Annotated in this window: 12 protein-coding genes and 1 pseudogene; 7 read left to right on the forward strand and 6 right to left on the reverse strand. The window is 49.8% G+C overall.

Annotated features, from left to right (window positions below; genetic code table 11):
* Nucleotides 1–180 precede the first annotated feature (180 nt).
* Nucleotides 181–2,220, reverse strand: coding sequence for an ABC1 kinase family protein (locus H6F93_RS30290; protein ID WP_190689267.1), 2,040 nt, complete (start codon nt 2,218–2,220; stop codon nt 181–183).
* A gap of 470 nt (nt 2,221–2,690) precedes the next feature.
* Here H6F93_RS30290 and recN point away from each other — a divergent pair, with 470 nt between their 5' ends.
* Both recN and H6F93_RS30300 read left to right on the forward strand, forming a co-directional pair.
* On the forward strand, nt 2,691–4,520 hold the full coding sequence (gene recN / locus H6F93_RS30295; RefSeq protein ID WP_190689270.1) for a DNA repair protein RecN: 1,830 nt from the start codon (nt 2,691–2,693) through the stop codon (nt 4,518–4,520).
* 338 nt (nt 4,521–4,858) lie between these two features.
* On the forward strand, nt 4,859–5,512 hold the full coding sequence (locus H6F93_RS30300) for a hypothetical protein (protein WP_190689273.1): 654 nt from the start codon (nt 4,859–4,861) through the stop codon (nt 5,510–5,512).
* Nucleotides 5,513–5,870: 358 nt separating this feature from the next.
* Here the strand turns inward: H6F93_RS30300 and H6F93_RS30305 are convergent, their stop codons facing one another.
* On the reverse strand, nt 5,871–7,481 hold the full coding sequence (locus H6F93_RS30305) for a S8 family serine peptidase (RefSeq protein ID WP_524538042.1): 1,611 nt from the start codon (nt 7,479–7,481) through the stop codon (nt 5,871–5,873).
* 128 nt (nt 7,482–7,609) lie between these two features.
* On the opposite strand from H6F93_RS30305, the gene rpe reads away from it, so the two are divergent.
* The gene (gene rpe, locus H6F93_RS30310; protein WP_190644727.1) at nt 7,610–8,317 is read left to right on the forward strand and encodes a ribulose-phosphate 3-epimerase; all 708 of its coding nucleotides are present in this window, start codon (nt 7,610–7,612) and stop codon (nt 8,315–8,317) included.
* Between the two features lie 164 nt (nt 8,318–8,481).
* On the opposite strand, the gene H6F93_RS30315 is transcribed toward rpe, so the two are convergent.
* Nucleotides 8,482–9,474 (reverse strand): endonuclease/exonuclease/phosphatase family protein, encoded by a 993-nt coding sequence (locus H6F93_RS30315; protein ID WP_190644728.1) that lies wholly within the window; start codon nt 9,472–9,474, stop codon nt 8,482–8,484.
* Between the two features lie 106 nt (nt 9,475–9,580).
* Here H6F93_RS30315 and H6F93_RS34375 point away from each other — a divergent pair, with 106 nt between their 5' ends.
* The 3 genes and pseudogenes from H6F93_RS34375 to mutS all read left to right on the forward strand — a co-directional run bounded on the left by H6F93_RS34375 (nt 9,581) and on the right by mutS (nt 13,262).
* Nucleotides 9,581–10,144: an RpnC/YadD family protein gene (locus H6F93_RS34375; RefSeq protein WP_242043697.1), complete on the forward strand. Its 564-nt coding sequence runs from the start codon at nt 9,581–9,583 to the stop codon at nt 10,142–10,144.
* Between the two features lie 91 nt (nt 10,145–10,235).
* Nucleotides 10,236–10,421 (forward strand): annotated as a pseudogene (locus H6F93_RS34380) (DUF4351 domain-containing protein); the annotation flags it as partial.
* Between the two features lie 39 nt (nt 10,422–10,460).
* Nucleotides 10,461–13,262: a DNA mismatch repair protein MutS gene (gene mutS / locus H6F93_RS30325; protein WP_190689276.1), complete on the forward strand. Its 2,802-nt coding sequence runs from the start codon at nt 10,461–10,463 to the stop codon at nt 13,260–13,262.
* Here the strand turns inward: mutS and H6F93_RS30330 are convergent.
* From H6F93_RS30330 to H6F93_RS30340, 3 genes are all read right to left on the reverse strand, one after another.
* On the reverse strand, nt 13,246–13,449 hold the full coding sequence (locus H6F93_RS30330; RefSeq protein WP_190644731.1) for a hypothetical protein: 204 nt from the start codon (nt 13,447–13,449) through the stop codon (nt 13,246–13,248). The genes mutS and H6F93_RS30330 overlap by 17 nt on opposite strands.
* 184 nt (nt 13,450–13,633) lie before the next feature.
* Nucleotides 13,634–13,957: a hypothetical protein gene (locus H6F93_RS30335; RefSeq protein ID WP_190644732.1), complete on the reverse strand. Its 324-nt coding sequence runs from the start codon at nt 13,955–13,957 to the stop codon at nt 13,634–13,636.
* Between the two features lie 70 nt (nt 13,958–14,027).
* A complete protein-coding gene (locus tag H6F93_RS30340; protein WP_190644733.1) occupies nt 14,028–14,228 on the reverse strand; it encodes a hypothetical protein in 201 nt (66 codons plus the stop codon).
* A 138-nt stretch (nt 14,229–14,366) separates the two neighbouring features.
* On the opposite strand from H6F93_RS30340, the gene H6F93_RS30345 reads away from it, so the two are divergent.
* Nucleotides 14,367–15,653: a serpin family protein gene (locus H6F93_RS30345; RefSeq protein WP_190689279.1), complete on the forward strand. Its 1,287-nt coding sequence runs from the start codon at nt 14,367–14,369 to the stop codon at nt 15,651–15,653.
* Nucleotides 15,654–15,712: the final 59 nt, after the last annotated feature.

A 15,712-nucleotide genomic window follows, 5' to 3' on the forward strand; every position in this document is an offset into this window, starting at 1 on the left:
GATCAAGATTCCAACACTTACTTAGCTCGGTTTCCCTACACAAGGTAGAAGGACAGATATTAAAAGCTGGGAGAGTAACCTGTAGGTTACTCTCCCAGCTTTAGTGATGGTGTTAAGTTGTGGCTGCTTGAATTAATCAAGAAATTTGATTGTTTATCTGGTGCACGCCCTCTTCGAGAGCTACCGCGTTGAAGCGGGAAGAGAGAGGGTTGGACGAGGCGAGGGCTGAGGATTTGTCCCATTACCATTCCGGTGACCGTTACCGTTTTGAGTAGCAGGCTCATCGGTTAGCAACAATTCCCGAATCAGACGGGCAGCAGCACGCTGAGCCAATCCCCCTGCAATTTGTTGACCCATCTGCTGAGTTTCGGGTTTTGTAATCAGGCGAGGTAGTTTGCTAACCAGTTGCAGCGGATCAAACCCAGGTGTTTCCTGCAAAATGTCGATAATGCGGGTGAGATGTTCCAGATTTTTTTGGTCATTGGGGGCGATCGCTGGTTTTGCCCCATTTGACCCATTCAACCCAACGCGCTTACGCAGGCTATAGGCAAGGTTGCTGACGGTATTCCGCCCAAACACATCAATTCCCTTGACGATTTCTCCGACTAGCTGCTCGCGGATGAACTCTCCTCGCTCTGAGAACAGGAAGTCTAGTGTCTGGTCAAGCACCTGATTAAAATCATAGTCTTGACTGTCACGAGCGTTGCGAAGCAGGTTTTCTAACCGATTCCAGCGGAAGCTACCCTCTTTGAACAGCAAATCTCGTAGAGAGGATCGAAGCTGTGGAGAGGGGTCAGTGAGCAACCGCTTGGCAACATAGGGGTAAGCCTTGCTCAGCACCTTGAAGTTTGGATCTACATTGATCGCAATTCCTTCCAGGGTGACGAGCGATCGAATAATCAGGGCATAGTAAGCAGGCACCCGGAAGGGAAACTCATACATTACTTCCGAGAGCTGATCGGTCATGCTCTTGAAATTTAGTTCTGCCACACTTGCACCCAAAGCACCATCAAACACATTGGCAAGCGCTGGAATAATCGGAGTTAGGTCAGTTTCTGGTGAGAGGAAGTCTAGCTTAACGTAGTCTTTAGCAAGCCCCTCGTAGTCTCGATTGACCAGGTGTACAACGGCTTCAATCAGTCCATAACGTTGATAAGGCTTAACCTCACTCATCATGCCAAAGTCGAGGTAGGCTAGCTTGCCATCGGTAGTTGCCAGCAGGTTACCAGGATGAGGGTCAGCGTGAAAGAAACCATGCTCTAGCAACTGCCGTAGAGAACACTGAACCCCAACCTCAATTAAATATCTGGCATCAATTCCTTGACTCAGCAACACATCGGGACGGGTAAGCTTTGTGCCGGTAATCCATTCCATCGTCAGCACGCGCCGCTGAGTATACTGCCAATAGATCCGAGGCACATAGATATCGGGCAAACGTCCGTAGAGCTGAGCAAACTTTTCGGCGTTTTTGCCTTCTTGGGTGTAGTCCATCTCCTCAAAGATGCGGGCACCAAATTCATCCATGATGCCAACCAAGTCGCTGCGCACTTGCTCAGACTTGCTTGCCCAGATCGCTAGCTGCCGAAGAATGTAAATGTCTAGCCTAATTCGCTGAGCCAGACCAGGACGCTGTACCTTGACGGCTACCGTTTCACCGCTTTTTAGCTTGCCTTTGTAAACTTGTCCCAGTGAGGCAGCCGCAATGGGATTTGGCGAAAGCTCAGCGTAAACATTCTCAGGGCGATCGCCCAACTCTTCTTCAATAAACCGGAAAGCCACTTCATTAGGAAAGGGTGGCAGTTGATCCTGTAGCTTTGTCAACTCCTCCATATAAAGCGGCGGAATCAAGTCAGGACGGGTAGACAGAGCCTGACCCACCTTGATATAAGCCGGACCAAGGCTTGTCAGAATTTCTCTCAACCGAGCCGCTCGACGAAACTGATTGCGCCCAACAGTGCCCCAACGCTTGTCCCAAAATAGCCGTAGACCAAGCCCCAAGAAAGGCAAAATAATGCTAACCAGCCTTGCCCATACCTGAAACGGACGAGTGCGGTAGTGGGCAGCGATCGCCACTGGGTCGTATCGCAGAGCCGCATCTGTATCCATCAGGTCATTCACCTGAACGGATTTCAAATGCTCTTCAGGTGCAGGATGATTTTCGATTGCGATCGCCTCTAGCTGGGTTACGTCCTGGGCTGTGGAAGTGACTACGGTAGGCATAGTGTAGAGAAGGTAAGGGTGAGCAGTCTGGACTCTAAGCCACGTGGGGTCGGTCTAGCATCCATGCTTCTAGGAGTCAGGGCAGAACAGCCCATGTAAAGCATTGTAACAACAGGTTTAGTAAGAACTACATCTTCTTTTAACAAATAGACATTATCAAAGCGGTGCCTCCAGGAATTTTCGGTTGTACTAGAAAGACTGGCCATACCTCAACGGGATCGCCGTTAGAAACACCTACAGTCCTGCAAACTGCTACTAAACTGAATAAGTACAGGATAAGTACAAGCGTTTAGAAACATCATTCGAGAGATCGAGAGTTAGGGACTGGGGGTTAGTTCCAAAACTCTGATTTAGAACTTGAGACCTCGTATCCCAGAAATCAGTCCCCTCCAAATTTCTAAGCCCTAGCCCCTTTAGGATCACTCAATTCTTTGCCCTGTGGCATCTTTCCCTCTGGTCAATTTTGATTCATGCTGATCTCTCTTCAGATTGAAAATTTTGCTTTAGTTGACCGCCTGGATCTGAAATTCGGTTCAGGATTGAACGTCTTAACTGGAGAAACGGGCGCAGGCAAATCAATCATTCTCGATGCTCTAGATGCGGCTTTAGGTGGCAAGGTGACGGGCCGAGCAATCCGCACTGGAGCCGATCGCGCCCTGATCGAAGCTAATTTCAAGCTCAGTTCATCTCTAGCTGCCTGGTTAAAAGAGCAGCAAATTGAATTGGTGGATGAAACAGTCTTGGTGTGTAGCCGAGAACTGACCGTCAACCGGGGTAATGTTCGCAGTCGCTCTCGCTTAAACGGGGTGCTGGTGAACAAACAGCAGATGGAAGCACTGCGCGATCGCCTGGTAGAAATCACCGCCCAAGGGCAAACCGTGCTGCTGGGGCAGTCTAGCCTCCAACGGGAATGGTTAGATGCTTTTGGCGGTGCTACCCTAATGCGACAGCGGGAAATTGTAGTGACTGCTTATGTCGCAGCTCAGCAAGCACTTCAAGCACTCGAAAAACGTCGTCAGTTTGAGCAACAGCGACTTCAGCAGCTTGACCTATTTGAGTATCAGGCAAAGGAATTAAATGCGGCTAACCTGAGTGACCCCAATGAGCTGACTGACTTAGAGCAAGAACGCCAACGACTCAGTCATAGCGTTGAGCTTCAGCAGCAAAGCTATCAGGTATATCAGGCACTCTATCAAAATGACGCTGGGTCAGAAGCCTGTGCTGATTTGCTGGGCAAAGCCGAGGGGCTACTCACAGACATGGTGCGCTATGACCCCGAGATACAGTCGGTACTAGACTTGGTGACCGATGCGCTAGCACAGGTAGAGGAAGCCGGACGGCAAATTAATACTTACGGGGAAGACCTAGAAACTGACCCGGAGCGGCTGCAATTTGTTGAGCAACGGATTATTGAGCTGAAGCAGATTTGCCGTAAGTATGGCCCAACTTTGGGAGAAGCGATCGCCTACAGTCAAAAGCTCCAAACTGACCTGGCAGAATTAAACGGTGGCGCTCAGTCTACAGAAGTTTTAGAGCAAACCTATCAAACCCGTCAGGCAGAGTTGCTGCAAGCTTGCGATCGCCTAACTGAGTCGCGTCGGACGACCGCCCAACAGCTAGAGACGCTATTGCTCAGCCAACTAAAGCCGCTAGCAATGGACAAAGTCCAGTTTCAGGTGAACCTTGCTGCGGTTTCCCCTAGTGCAACCGGAGCTGACCGGATTACGTTTCTGTTTAGCCCCAACCCTGGCGAACCGCTGCAACCGTTAACTGAAATTGCCTCAGGCGGGGAAATGAGTCGATTTTTGTTGGCGCTAAAAGCTTGCTTTTCTCAGATTGATTCGGTCGGCACAATGGTGTTTGACGAAATTGATGTGGGAGTTTCGGGACGGGTGGCACAGGCGATCGCCGAAAAGCTGCACCAGCTTAGCCAAAACCATCAGGTGCTTTGTGTGACTCACCAGCCTATCGTAGCGGCGATGGCAGACGCTCACTTCCGAGTAAATAAGCAAGTGATTGACCAGATTCTCAGCAATGGCAAGGCGATCGCCGCTGACACAAGTAAAACCGAAGACGTCAGAACGGTTGTCCGAGTTGCTGCACTCGACGACCAGCAGCGACGCGAAGAATTGGCCCAACTAGCAGGTGGACAGACTGCTCAAGAGGCGATCGCCTTTGCTGAGTCGCTGCTTAATCAGGCCGCGAATGCCCGCCTAACTCACGCCACCCCATCGCTTAACTCCAACACTTCCCCACCAAAATCAAGAACAGGACGCAAATCTCGCGCCAAAAAAGCTTAGATAAAAGCCGAATCTTTGAAGATTCAAAATTAGGATAACTGCTTTTAGAACTTCTAATTTTGAGTATTTGATCTGCTTATTTTCTTTCAAAATTCCTCCTTGGATAGATGCACACTCAAGCAACCTGAAAAGCCTCAAACATATCTAGCTTGCTTCGTATACTTAGTTGCTCAGGGGCAATCCAATCGTATTGGTGTCACATTTCTACAACAACTGGATAGGCAATGCATCTTAGGTTGCAAAAAGTCTCTCGCTAAATTAAACCCAGCGATGGATTCAAATGCTTGCTTTTTTAAGCAACAGTGAGCAGTTAGCACCTTATCTGAGAGGAATGATTAATGAGCGTCCAAAATCGTCTCGTTTCGCTTAAACAGCTGATCAGCCTCGGCGCGATCGCGGGCACTAGTGTTTTCTTTGGGTTTCCTGCTCTAGCACAATCCAACGTCAGTTCCGATGCTTCTACTAGCACTATTCTGGCCCAAGCAGAATCTACAGGAGATGATTTTGAGCTTTCTCCAGAAGGCTTCGAGATTCTTTGTGAGCGCTTTCCACTCAATTCCCGTTGCGAAGGAACCGCTGGCTCTGGAAGTAGTGGCATATCAGGCTCCGCTCAAGATCCAAACACAGATACGTCTGATCCACCTGTTGAGCCAGGAAATGCACCTTCTGATGACTCAGAAGGTGGTACCCAGGAGACTTCTCCTAGCGATGAGTCTGATGGGTTAGGCACACCATCTGACAGCTCAAACGATGGCATTCCCGAATCGCCTTCAGACCCCAACACCGACACAACAAACCCACCTTTTGACCCTGGCAATGCTCCTTCAGACGATTCGGAAGGTGGTACACAAGAGCGTCCTGGTGACCCATCAGGTGGCGGAATGATGCAGTCCCCTGGCGGAACAATGTCTCCTGGTGGAGCACCTCTCGATAACCGCCCTCCAGCCGCAGAGCCGGATGACTCTACAGTTCCTCCAACCGAAAACGAATAGCGGTTGAGGAACAGTAGATCCGAAGGTGCCACTTGAGCAACTTGTCAAGTTATCGTTCAGCCTTTTAGAATCCTTTCCAAACGGGTTCTTAGAGCTACTCAGTTATAAAGTGTAGCCATACAGGTTAGGACAAAAAAGGGAGGCAGGACTAAGTCCTGCCTCCCTTTTTTGTCCTAACTTAAGTCACTAGCACTGCAAAAGCGTGGGGCTGATTAGTGCTCCACGCTTTTGCAGAATAAGATGTGGCTGTAGCCGCAAAGGCTGTATCAACGTTTGAAAACAGTTCCTAAAATCGGTTAAGGACATTGCGCGGAACGCCCGTACGAGGTTTTGTACGGGTCTGTCTGTTCAAGAGAAACTACTGGGCAGGCATTGTCCACCAGGCGAGCGCATAGTCCTGAGTGGGAGCGTTGACGCGATCGCGATATACCACACGAATCTTGTACTGTCCGGTTTCGGGCACTTCGTGGAAGATGTGCTCAACACTATCAACCTCGCTTACAGATGACCAGATACTATCTGAAATATCATCATCTTCAGCCCGCATCAGGTAAATATCCAGGTTGTTTAAGCCTGCATCTTCAAACAGTTCTCCCAGATCATATTCCTCACTGCTATTTGCATCTTGCAAGGACACTTCACGATCCCAGGTCAGCGTCGCTGACACAAAGCTGCCACCCTGGAGCGGCTGCTCTAGCACATAATCCTGAAATTCGCGTGCGTCTGAGCTGTCCCCAACCGTGCGATAGTCCCAACCGATCGCCGGAACTGGTTCGTCAGGACTCCACTGTCCAGGACTAAACTGCTGATAAGCGCGGAATACATTCAAATGTCCCGTACCAATTTCAGCATCTAGGGGAAGTGACGGATCGCGATAAGCGTCAGAGTCAAGCCAGGTTTTGTTGTTTTGCATCAGCATGGTACGGCTCATCCCCAGACGCAAACCGTCGCCGCTGTCTTGGATCTTGTCGGCAGAGTTCATTAACACCGCTTTGGTGACTTCATGGCGACGGGCATCTAGACTCCAGTTGGGCTGATTGGTACTGATCTGGCGATCGCCATGCTGATGCAGCAGCGCCACTGCTGCCGTAACGTGCGGTGCCGCAAAGCTGCTACCGGTTGCCCGGATGATGCTGCCATCAGGGTTAAACATCTCGATGTTGGTGCCAGGAGCGACCAGGCTAACCGAGCGACGTGGTCCAACGTTGCTCTCAGAGTCAGGCGATCGCCCAAGCACCGTTGCAGGTTCGCTACCCAGGTTGGAATAATCGACTTTCGAGAATACTCCATTAACCTGAGTCGAATTTGCGATCGTCATGCCGTTAAAGTTATCTGTTGGAATCGGAATACCACCTGTTCCTTGATTTCCAGCGATCACATACAGGACATCGTGAAACGATGATGACCAATCAACACATTGCGTCAGCAGCGCATTCCCATCCAAAACTGCATCCGGGCGCGGATCTTGAACCAGCGATTCGCCAAAGCTGAAATTGATCGCCCGCACTTGTCCACCATCCTGCATTGCCACCATTTGAGATGACAGACACTCTTCTGGCTGCCCGCTGCGCTCAACGATCCCCACTGCTGAAGAATAGAGAGTTGCATCAGGCGCAACTCCTGTCAGGTATTTGTCCTCGCTAACCATGACGCTGGCAACATTGGATGCATGACCATCCACATAGTCATTTGCCTGCGCTCGGTCGTCTCGAAAAAAGACTTGTCCGACCTGCACTACATTGTTATTAACAGCAGCTTTATCCAACCCAAACTGAGCGGGACGACCAATCTCAACCTGACCAATCGAAATTTTGCTGCCCGTCAAGTTGTAGGGAGCAGCGTGCAGCCTGAGTGCATCAATGCCTGCTTCCCCAACCGAAACTGCTAAACCCCACACTGGCGTTGCTAAAAGGGAAGCGGAAAAGCCCCCAATTAACCATCCCAGCCTTTTCACCATTCGCTGCTGCACGGAAGTCTCTCCACAAAAAAATAAATTTCGTGTGAATCTGAGCCTTTGGGGATCAAGTTTTCGAGGGCTTGGGAGCACGCTTTGTTAAACTAACATTACGAGACCAGGACGCAGGAGACATCGTAGCCATGACCCAAGCCAATTCCCACAAGTCAGTTGTTATTGCCCCATCTATCCTATCAGCAGATTTCAGTCGCCTGGGAGATGAAATCCGGGCTGTTGACCAAGCAGGAGCCGATTGGATTCACGTTGATGTGATGGATGGTCGGTTTGTACCTAACATTACGATTGGTCCGCTGATTGTGGAAGCAATTCGGCCGGTTACGCAAAAGCCGCTGGATGTCCACCTGATGATCGTTGAGCCAGAAAAGTACGTTGAAGATTTTGCCAAGGCGGGAGCTGACCATATTTATGTTCACGCTGAGCATAATGCTTCCCCACACTTGCACCGCACTCTGGGTCAGATTAAGGAACTCGGTAAGAAGGCAGGCGTTGTGCTAAATCCCGGTTCTCCTCTAGAGCTAATCGAGTACGTGCTGGAACTGTGCGACCTGGTGCTAATCATGAGCGTTAACCCAGGGTTTGGCGGTCAAAGCTTCATTCCTGAAGTGCTGCCCAAAATCCAGAAGCTGCGCCAGATCTGCAATGAGCGAGGACTCGATCCCTGGATTGAGGTAGACGGCGGGTTGAAGGCAAACAACACCTGGCAGGTTTTAGAGGCAGGCGCAAATGCAATTGTTGCCGGTTCAGCCGTTTTCAAGGCAAAAGATTATGCTGAGGCGATCGCCGATATTCGCAACAGCAAACGCCCCACCCCTGAGCTAGCTAAAGTCTAGACTCTACACTCTGGCAATTAAGCAGAATTTTGGTAACTGTCTTACAAAAGCTCCAGCTTCTTTCCAACTTTTAGGAAGCTGGAGCTTCTCATTTGCATTATCAATCTCAAGCTTGATTGCAAGTACAGGTAGATTTCATCTCAGAGCCTTAATTTTGGGTTGCATTAAGGAATCACCAAATCCGCAATTAACGGCAGATGGTCAGAATCCACATCTCGCCCTGTGTGAATTGCTGCAACTTTAATATCTGAACTAACCAGACAGTGATCAATCGGAATTTGCAGCAGCCGATGTAGCAAATTGGGCAGCACAGCATAGGTTCCTGGCATGGGCCAGGTCGGTAAGACTCCAAACCCTCGTCGCGCATTCTGCAAACCCGTATTCCGCACAAATCGCTTGTAGTAAGGCGACCACATTGTGATGTTCAAATCTCCGAGCAAGACAATAGGCGTTTCAAGCTGCTGAACGTACTGCCCAATTCGGTCAAGCTGAAGATTGCGAGTATGGAAAAAGCTGCGCCGCACCGGAGGAAAGGGATGAGCCGCGACCAGTGAAATTGATTGGCCCTCAACTGTCAGATTTGCCAGGATGCTAGGATTTCCATCCGTTTCAAAGAAGTCGATCGCAGCATTTGCTAATGGAAAGCGACTATAGACTGCAATTCCAAAGTTGTAAGGATTTGCCTGTCCAAACTCATAAGGAAGAATATCCTTGAGGTTCTGAAGTTGCGCTACCCAGGTATCATCGACCTCCAGAAACACTGCAATATCTGGCTTTTCTTCCCTCACCATCGTCAACACCTTTTCATAACTGCGGTTTCTAGTGTTGATGTTTGCCGTGAGCACCCTCAGTTCTGCTGCTGCTGCACTTCGACTTAGCGGGTTGTACCAGGGCAGTATGGGTGTGGAGAGCAATGCAACACAAAACAGCGCAATTAGAATAGGTACCTTTCGTCGAGTTAGAAATAGCAGCAGCAGCAAAATTAGACTGAGCAGAAAATATTGCAGCCTGAAGTGAGACAACAGTTCTAGGACTTGAGTCCAGCCGCGATCGCTTACTAGCGCAATCAGCGTAATCCCCACTATCGCCAGACTCAGTACAACTGAAAAAATCGCCGAAAACTTACCCTTTGGGCTACTTTTTCTGTGTAAACTCATTGTTCATCCAGTTTTACTGAAAGTCACTTCCTGATCTTGAGCTTCAACCTGTTGAGTCTCAATTCCTGTACTGCCTCACAAACATGGCTGTTTTCAATATCCCCACGTGACCTACGACAACACCCTCAAATATCTAGTTGAGCAATTTCCAGATCAATTTGTACGCTGGCTGCTTGGCTCAGAGCCAGACGAGATTCAAATTCTTAAGACCGAGCTGAGCCTTGAACCTATTCGGGCTGATGCCGTGACGTTTCTTAAAACTGCCAGCCAAATCCTGCATTTGGAAGTGCAAACTCTGCCAACCTCTACGCCACCACTGCCGCTGCGAATGCTCGACTCCTGGGTCAGGCTGCACCGGCAGTATGGCTGTGACATCGAACAGGTCGTCATTTTCCTCAAGCCGACCACTTCAGAACTAGCATTTGCCGAGCAGTTTACAGCACGGAATACCTCACACCGCTATCGGGTCATTCGCATGTGGAAGCAGCCTCCTGAGCCCCTGCTATCAGCTCCCGGACTGTTGCCCCTGGCGACTCTGGCGCAAACTGATTCCCCTCAGCAACTTCTCGAACAAGTCGCCGTACAAGTGAACATGATTGAAGAAAAGGCTCGACAGCAAAGTATTACTGCTTGTGTGCAGCTATTAGCGGGACTGATTCTAGACAGTTGATTCAACAGCTTTTTCGGAGGGACATCATGCGGGAGTCTGTGATTTACCAGGAAATTCTTCAGGAAGGCAGAGAGGAGGGCAGGGAGGAGGACAAGCTCAACTAAACTTGGTATTGCGTTTGCTGCATCGCCAACTCCGCGAACTGAATCCTGACCTTCAAGCTCAAATTGAGGCACTGTCGCTGGTTCAACTCACTGAACTGGGGGAAGCATCGCTAGACTTTATAAGTGAAGCAGACCTAGTGAATTGGCTGGATTCAGACGAAACCCCGAAGTAAATACTAGAATGCTTCTGTCGCCTGATTGCTGAACGATCCATGACTGATGCTGCATCTATGTCGAATCCTGTGGGTGACTTGCCAGAGCGCCTGGTCAAGCATGAGGTGCGCTATGCCGACCATCGAGTAGTCAACCGGGACGATTTGACTCCAATGATGCGTCATTATGTGGAGCTAAAGGATCAGTATCCCCATGCGCTGCTGTTGTATCGAGTGGGGGATTTTTTTGAAACATTTTTTCAGGATGCGATCGCCGTTTCCCGCGAGATCGAGATCGTCCTCACCAGCAAAGATGCAGGCAAAGAAATTGGGCGCGTTCCCTTAGCCGGAATTCCCCATCATGCGCTCGATCGCTACTGCACCATGCTGGTTGAGAAGGGCTATGCCGTTGCCATCTGTGATCAGCTTGAGGATGCTGCCGAAGCGCAGGGGCGACTGGTGCAGCGAGATGTCACCCGTGTGATCACGCCCGGTACGGTGTTAGAAGAGGGAATGTTGGTTGCCCGCCGCAACAATTTTTTGGCGGCTGTAGTAATTGCAGCAACCCATTGGGGGTTAGCTTATGCCGATGTTTCAACGGGCGAATTTCTGACAACGCAATCGAGCAATCTGGAGCAGCTAACCCAGGAATTGATGCGGCTCCAGCCGTCTGAGGTTCTGGTACCCACGAATGCACCAGATCTAGGTGGGTTATTGCGACCGGGAGAAAAGTCTGATCAGTTGCCGGACTGTTTGCCGCCGCAGTTGTGCTATACCTTGCGATCGCAATCTCCCTTTACTCAAAGCGAAGCTCGACAGCGTTTGCTCGAACGATTTCGGGTGCGATCGCTGGAGGGCATGGGCTGTGAACACTTGCCGCTAGCTGTCCGTGCTGCTGGAGGATTGCTGGAATATCTGGAAGACACCCAAAAGCAAAACCAGGTATTGCTTCAGCCACTTTGCACCTATACCTTGACCGAATATCTCACCCTCGACCACCAAACCCGCCGCAACCTGGAAATTACTCAGACTGCCAGAGACGGCACCTTTCATGGTTCGCTATTGTGGGCACTCGATCGCAATGTTACGTCAATGGGTGGACGGGCATTGCGCCGCTGGCTGCTGCAACCACTGCTAGACATTGCGAGTATCCAGTCTCGCCAGGATACGATCGCCGAATTAGTCAGCAATGGAGCGCTGCGGCAAGACCTCCAGCAGTTGCTTAAGCAAATTTATGACCTGGAGCGACTCACTGGACGGGCTGGTTCTGGCACGGCCAATGCGCGTGATTTGGTGGCGATCGCTGACTCGCTCGAAAAACTGCCCGACTTGGCACAACTTGTTGCCTCAGCCCGTTCCCCCTATTTGACTGCCTTACAAACGGTTTCCCCAGTTTTAGAACAGTTGGGGCAACGATTGCGATCGCATCTGGTCGATCGCCCGCCGCTCTACCTCACCGAAGGTAACCTGGTTCGCTCTGGAGTAAATCCCCAGTTAGATAACCTGAGACGGCAGGTTGAAGTAGACCAGCAATGGCTCACGCAGCTTGAGGTCACAGAACGTCAGCGCACAGGCATTCCCACCCTAAAAGTCAGCTTTAACAAAACCTTTGGCTACTACATCAGTATCTCTCGCGCCAAATCGCAGCAGGCACCGGACAACTACATCCGTAAGCAAACGCTGACCAACGAAGAACGCTATATTACCGCTGACCTAAAAGACTGCGAGACCCGCATTCTCAATGCCCAGCAAGATCTGAATCGGCTGGAGTACGAAATTTTTAACGGCTTGCGTGATGAAGTCAGTGAACAAGCAGAATTGATTCGGGCTGTGGCAAAGGCGATCGCCGCTGTAGATGTACTAGCGGCTCTTGCGGAAGTCGCCGTCTACCAGGGCTACTGCCGTCCCCAAATCACCTCTAATCGCCAAATCTGTATCGAAAACGGCCGCCACCCAGTCGTCGAGCAGTCGCTTCCGACTGGCTTCTTCGTGCCGAATTCCACAAAGTTAGGGGCTGGTTTAGAAGAGGTTAGGGGCTGGGAGTTAGGGGCTAGTTCCGAACCTCGAACCTCGAACCTTGAACTTGAAAATTCAAAGTCTCAGTCTCTAACCCCCTCCGAAACGCTAGCCCCTAGCCCCCAGCCCCTAGCCCCGGACCTGATCGTTCTTACCGGCCCTAACGCCAGCGGCAAAAGCTGCTACTTGCGTCAGGTTGGTTTGATTCAACTGATGGCGCAGGTGGGAAGTTTTGTGCCTGCTCAGGCGGCAACGTTGAGTGTGTGCGATCGCATTTTTACCCGGGTGGGTGCGGTTGATGACCTGGCAACCGGACAATCTACCTTTATGGTTGAGATGAACGAAACCGCCAACATTCTCAACCACGCTACGCCAAAATCTTTAGTGTTGCTGGATGAAATTGGTCGTGGCACTGCAACCTTCGATGGGCTTTCGATCGCCTGGGCAGTAGCAGAACACTTAGCAACTGAAATTCGCGCCCGCACTATTTTTGCGACTCATTACCATGAACTCAACGAGCTAGCGTCTATTTTGTCTAACGTCGCCAACTATCAGGTGACGGTAAAAGAAATGCCTGACCAAATTATCTTTTTGCATCAGGTGCGCCCTGGTGGAGCCGATCGCTCCTATGGCATTGAGGCAGGACGCCTAGCTGGACTGCCTGCTAGTGTCATTCAGCGAGCGCGGCAGGTAATGGGTCAAATCGAAAAGCATTCACATATTGCGGTTGGGTTACGCAAAGGCAATTCTGGCAACTCGGTTCAGGAAAAGAACGGTAGAAGTAAAAGAGTTTCTGAAAAACCAGCGGACTTGGCTCAACTAGACATTTTCAATCCACGACTTTAAGCCGTCCAGACCGCAACCCATCAAAGACACGATTAACTTGAGTCTGCTCAGCAGGAGTCAAAACCTGCTTGGAGAGCAGTAATGACATAAATTTTGACTGATCGGCAGAGCTAATCTGACGGGCAGCAAACATTTGCTCTACAATTTGCTCAACCGATGCATCTGATAAACTCACTTCAACTCGCATCGCAACCTCAGCCTTTATGCTTCAATCTGCTTTACAGAAGGTTTGCAGAATCTTTAAATCCATTTCAGTTGATCCTGCCATACCTGACGGGCATTGAAATCCGAAGATACACAGGAGTATCGAAATTTGCCCATGTCCTGGTACGACAGGCTTGAACAAAGAATCTATTTCTGATAGCACCCTTTTAGCTGGGTTGGCGATCGCTCGGTTCCAGTTGCTTCAATCGGTTCTGCAAATCAACCTCGTCTTTACCCAGAATCACCTCTAGATTTGCCACTCGCTCTTCTAAATTCTTGGAAGGATTTGAATCACCCGTAGAAGATCGACTTCCCTGTCGCCAAATCGCGACTGTTCCAACGATCGCCCCTGTAATTACCCCTAACGGCAAAATTAAGCTGCCTTGCGTCAGGGAAACCAGGGGAATGCAAAGCGCTAGCATTCCCGTCGCAAAACCCCAAATCAGCCCAGTCGCCACAACTTGCTGTGTTTTTCCGTTTTGCGGTGTCATTGCTTCCTCTCCTGAATTAGTAATAGACTGAGCCGTCCTATCGTTTCACGAAACGATAGGACGGTTTCCACTAAGTCTGAGTCGCTAACCCACTGAGATCAACACAAACGCGGATATCGCCATTGGGTTCGACGTGTTCAACTTCAGTCGAAAAACGTAGCATTATTCCATTTATGGTACGGGATGTAGAGAGTTCTTCTACTGATTGCAGCAGCGATTCATAGAGCATCTGATCATGTTCTTGGGCGATCGCATTAATCACATTCCGCATCTGGTGTTGCTACAAGCAGAACAGAAATTTAACAGTTTGAGCTTCAACTGAGTTACTAAAACCGTAACCTCTGCCAAATTTTCTGCCACCGCTGCCATTGTGGAGCAGTAGATTTATTGACGTGGTGAGGAGTACGACATGAGTCAGCAGTGGTTTGGACGTCCTCTGATTGCTTTAGTTGGCGGCATGATTCTTTTAGGGTTAACCCTTGGAACAGCGGTTAAGTTTGGAAGACAGGCGATCGCCCAATCTCCTTCACCCTCTTCACCTCCTACCATGAATCAAACTGAAGGATCAGACGTAGATACAAGATTGGTTGCAGCGAATACTCGCTTTGGCTTCAAGCTGTTCTCTCAAATTCTGGAGCAGAACGGGGAACCAACGAATTTGATGGTTTCACCAACCAGCGTAGCGATCGCCCTCGCGATGACCTACAACGGAGCCAGCGGCACCACTCAACAGGCAATGGCAGAGACTCTGGAACTGGAAGGAATGAGCTTGGAAGAAATCAATCAAGCTAATGCAGCTTTAGAATTGGCGCTGGAAAATGCTGACCCTGAAGTGCAGTTGGCGATCGCTAATTCCCTTTGGAGTAGAGAAGATACTTCATTTAACCCAGACTTTTTGCAGCGAAATCGCGACTTTTATAGCGCTGAAGTGGCTAGCCTGGATTTCACGAATCCTAGTGCGATCGCTACCATCAACAGTTGGGTTAATCGCAATACACAGGAAAAAATTTCTGAAGTTATTCAAGAAATTAACCCCAGTGTGGTTCTGTTTCTGATTAATGCAACTTATTTTAAAGGAAATTGGACAACGCCGTTTAATGCCGAATTGACGAGCGATCGCTCTTTTACCTTGCTAGATGGCAGTCAAAAACAGCACTCCACCATGTCTCAACGGGGTTTCTATGCCTACCTTGAAACCGACCAGTTTCAGGCAGTGAGTTTACCCTATGGTGAGTCTGAGCGGCTCAGCATGTATGTCTTTCTACCGCGTGAAAGCTCCAGCTTGACCGCTTTTCAGCAAAATCTCACCGCTGAGAACTGGGAAACCTGGATGAGCCAGTTTAGTAGAGAGGAAGGAGCCATCACTCTGCCCCGGTTCAAACTGGAATATGAAACTCAACTTAATGAAGCCTTGCAAACGTTGGGCATGGCAGTAGCCTTTGATGCAGAGCAAGCTGACTTTTCGGGCATGAGTGATGAATCATTGTCGATTAGCCGAGTGAAGCACAAAACATTTATTGAGGTAAATGAGGAAGGAACTGAAGCTGCCGCAGTTACTTCAGTAGAGATGCAGTTGACCTCTGCCCCAGCGAATTCTCCATTTCAGATGGAAGTCGATCGCCCCTTCTTCTACGCGATTCGAGACAACCAGACAGAAACGGTTTTGTTTATGGGAACGGTGGTGGAACCGGAGTAAGGGAATTAGGGGTTAGGGGCTGGGGTTAGAATAGGGATGGAAAGGCTGCTGTGGTTGTG

The organism is Leptolyngbya sp. FACHB-671, from assembly GCF_014695745.1.
Classification (GTDB): Bacteria; Cyanobacteriota; Cyanobacteriia; order Elainellales; family Elainellaceae; genus JAAUTN01.

Coding starts and splice junctions, on each gene's coding strand:
- H6F93_RS30290 (WP_190689267.1), bottom strand. CDS start 2,220: ATGCCTACCGTAGTCACTTCCACAGCCCAGGACGTAACCCAGCTAGAG.
- recN (WP_190689270.1), top strand. CDS start 2,691: ATGCTGATCTCTCTTCAGATTGAAAATTTTGCTTTAGTTGACCGCCTG.
- H6F93_RS30300 (WP_190689273.1), top strand. CDS start 4,859: ATGAGCGTCCAAAATCGTCTCGTTTCGCTTAAACAGCTGATCAGCCTC.
- rpe (WP_190644727.1), top strand. CDS start 7,610: ATGACCCAAGCCAATTCCCACAAGTCAGTTGTTATTGCCCCATCTATC.
- H6F93_RS30315 (WP_190644728.1), bottom strand. CDS start 9,474: ATGAGTTTACACAGAAAAAGTAGCCCAAAGGGTAAGTTTTCGGCGATT.
- mutS (WP_190689276.1), top strand. CDS start 10,461: ATGACTGATGCTGCATCTATGTCGAATCCTGTGGGTGACTTGCCAGAG.
- H6F93_RS30330 (WP_190644731.1), bottom strand. CDS start 13,449: ATGCGAGTTGAAGTGAGTTTATCAGATGCATCGGTTGAGCAAATTGTA.
- H6F93_RS30335 (WP_190644732.1), bottom strand. CDS start 13,957: ATGACACCGCAAAACGGAAAAACACAGCAAGTTGTGGCGACTGGGCTG.
- H6F93_RS30340 (WP_190644733.1), bottom strand. CDS start 14,228: ATGCGGAATGTGATTAATGCGATCGCCCAAGAACATGATCAGATGCTC.
- H6F93_RS30345 (WP_190689279.1), top strand. CDS start 14,367: ATGAGTCAGCAGTGGTTTGGACGTCCTCTGATTGCTTTAGTTGGCGGC.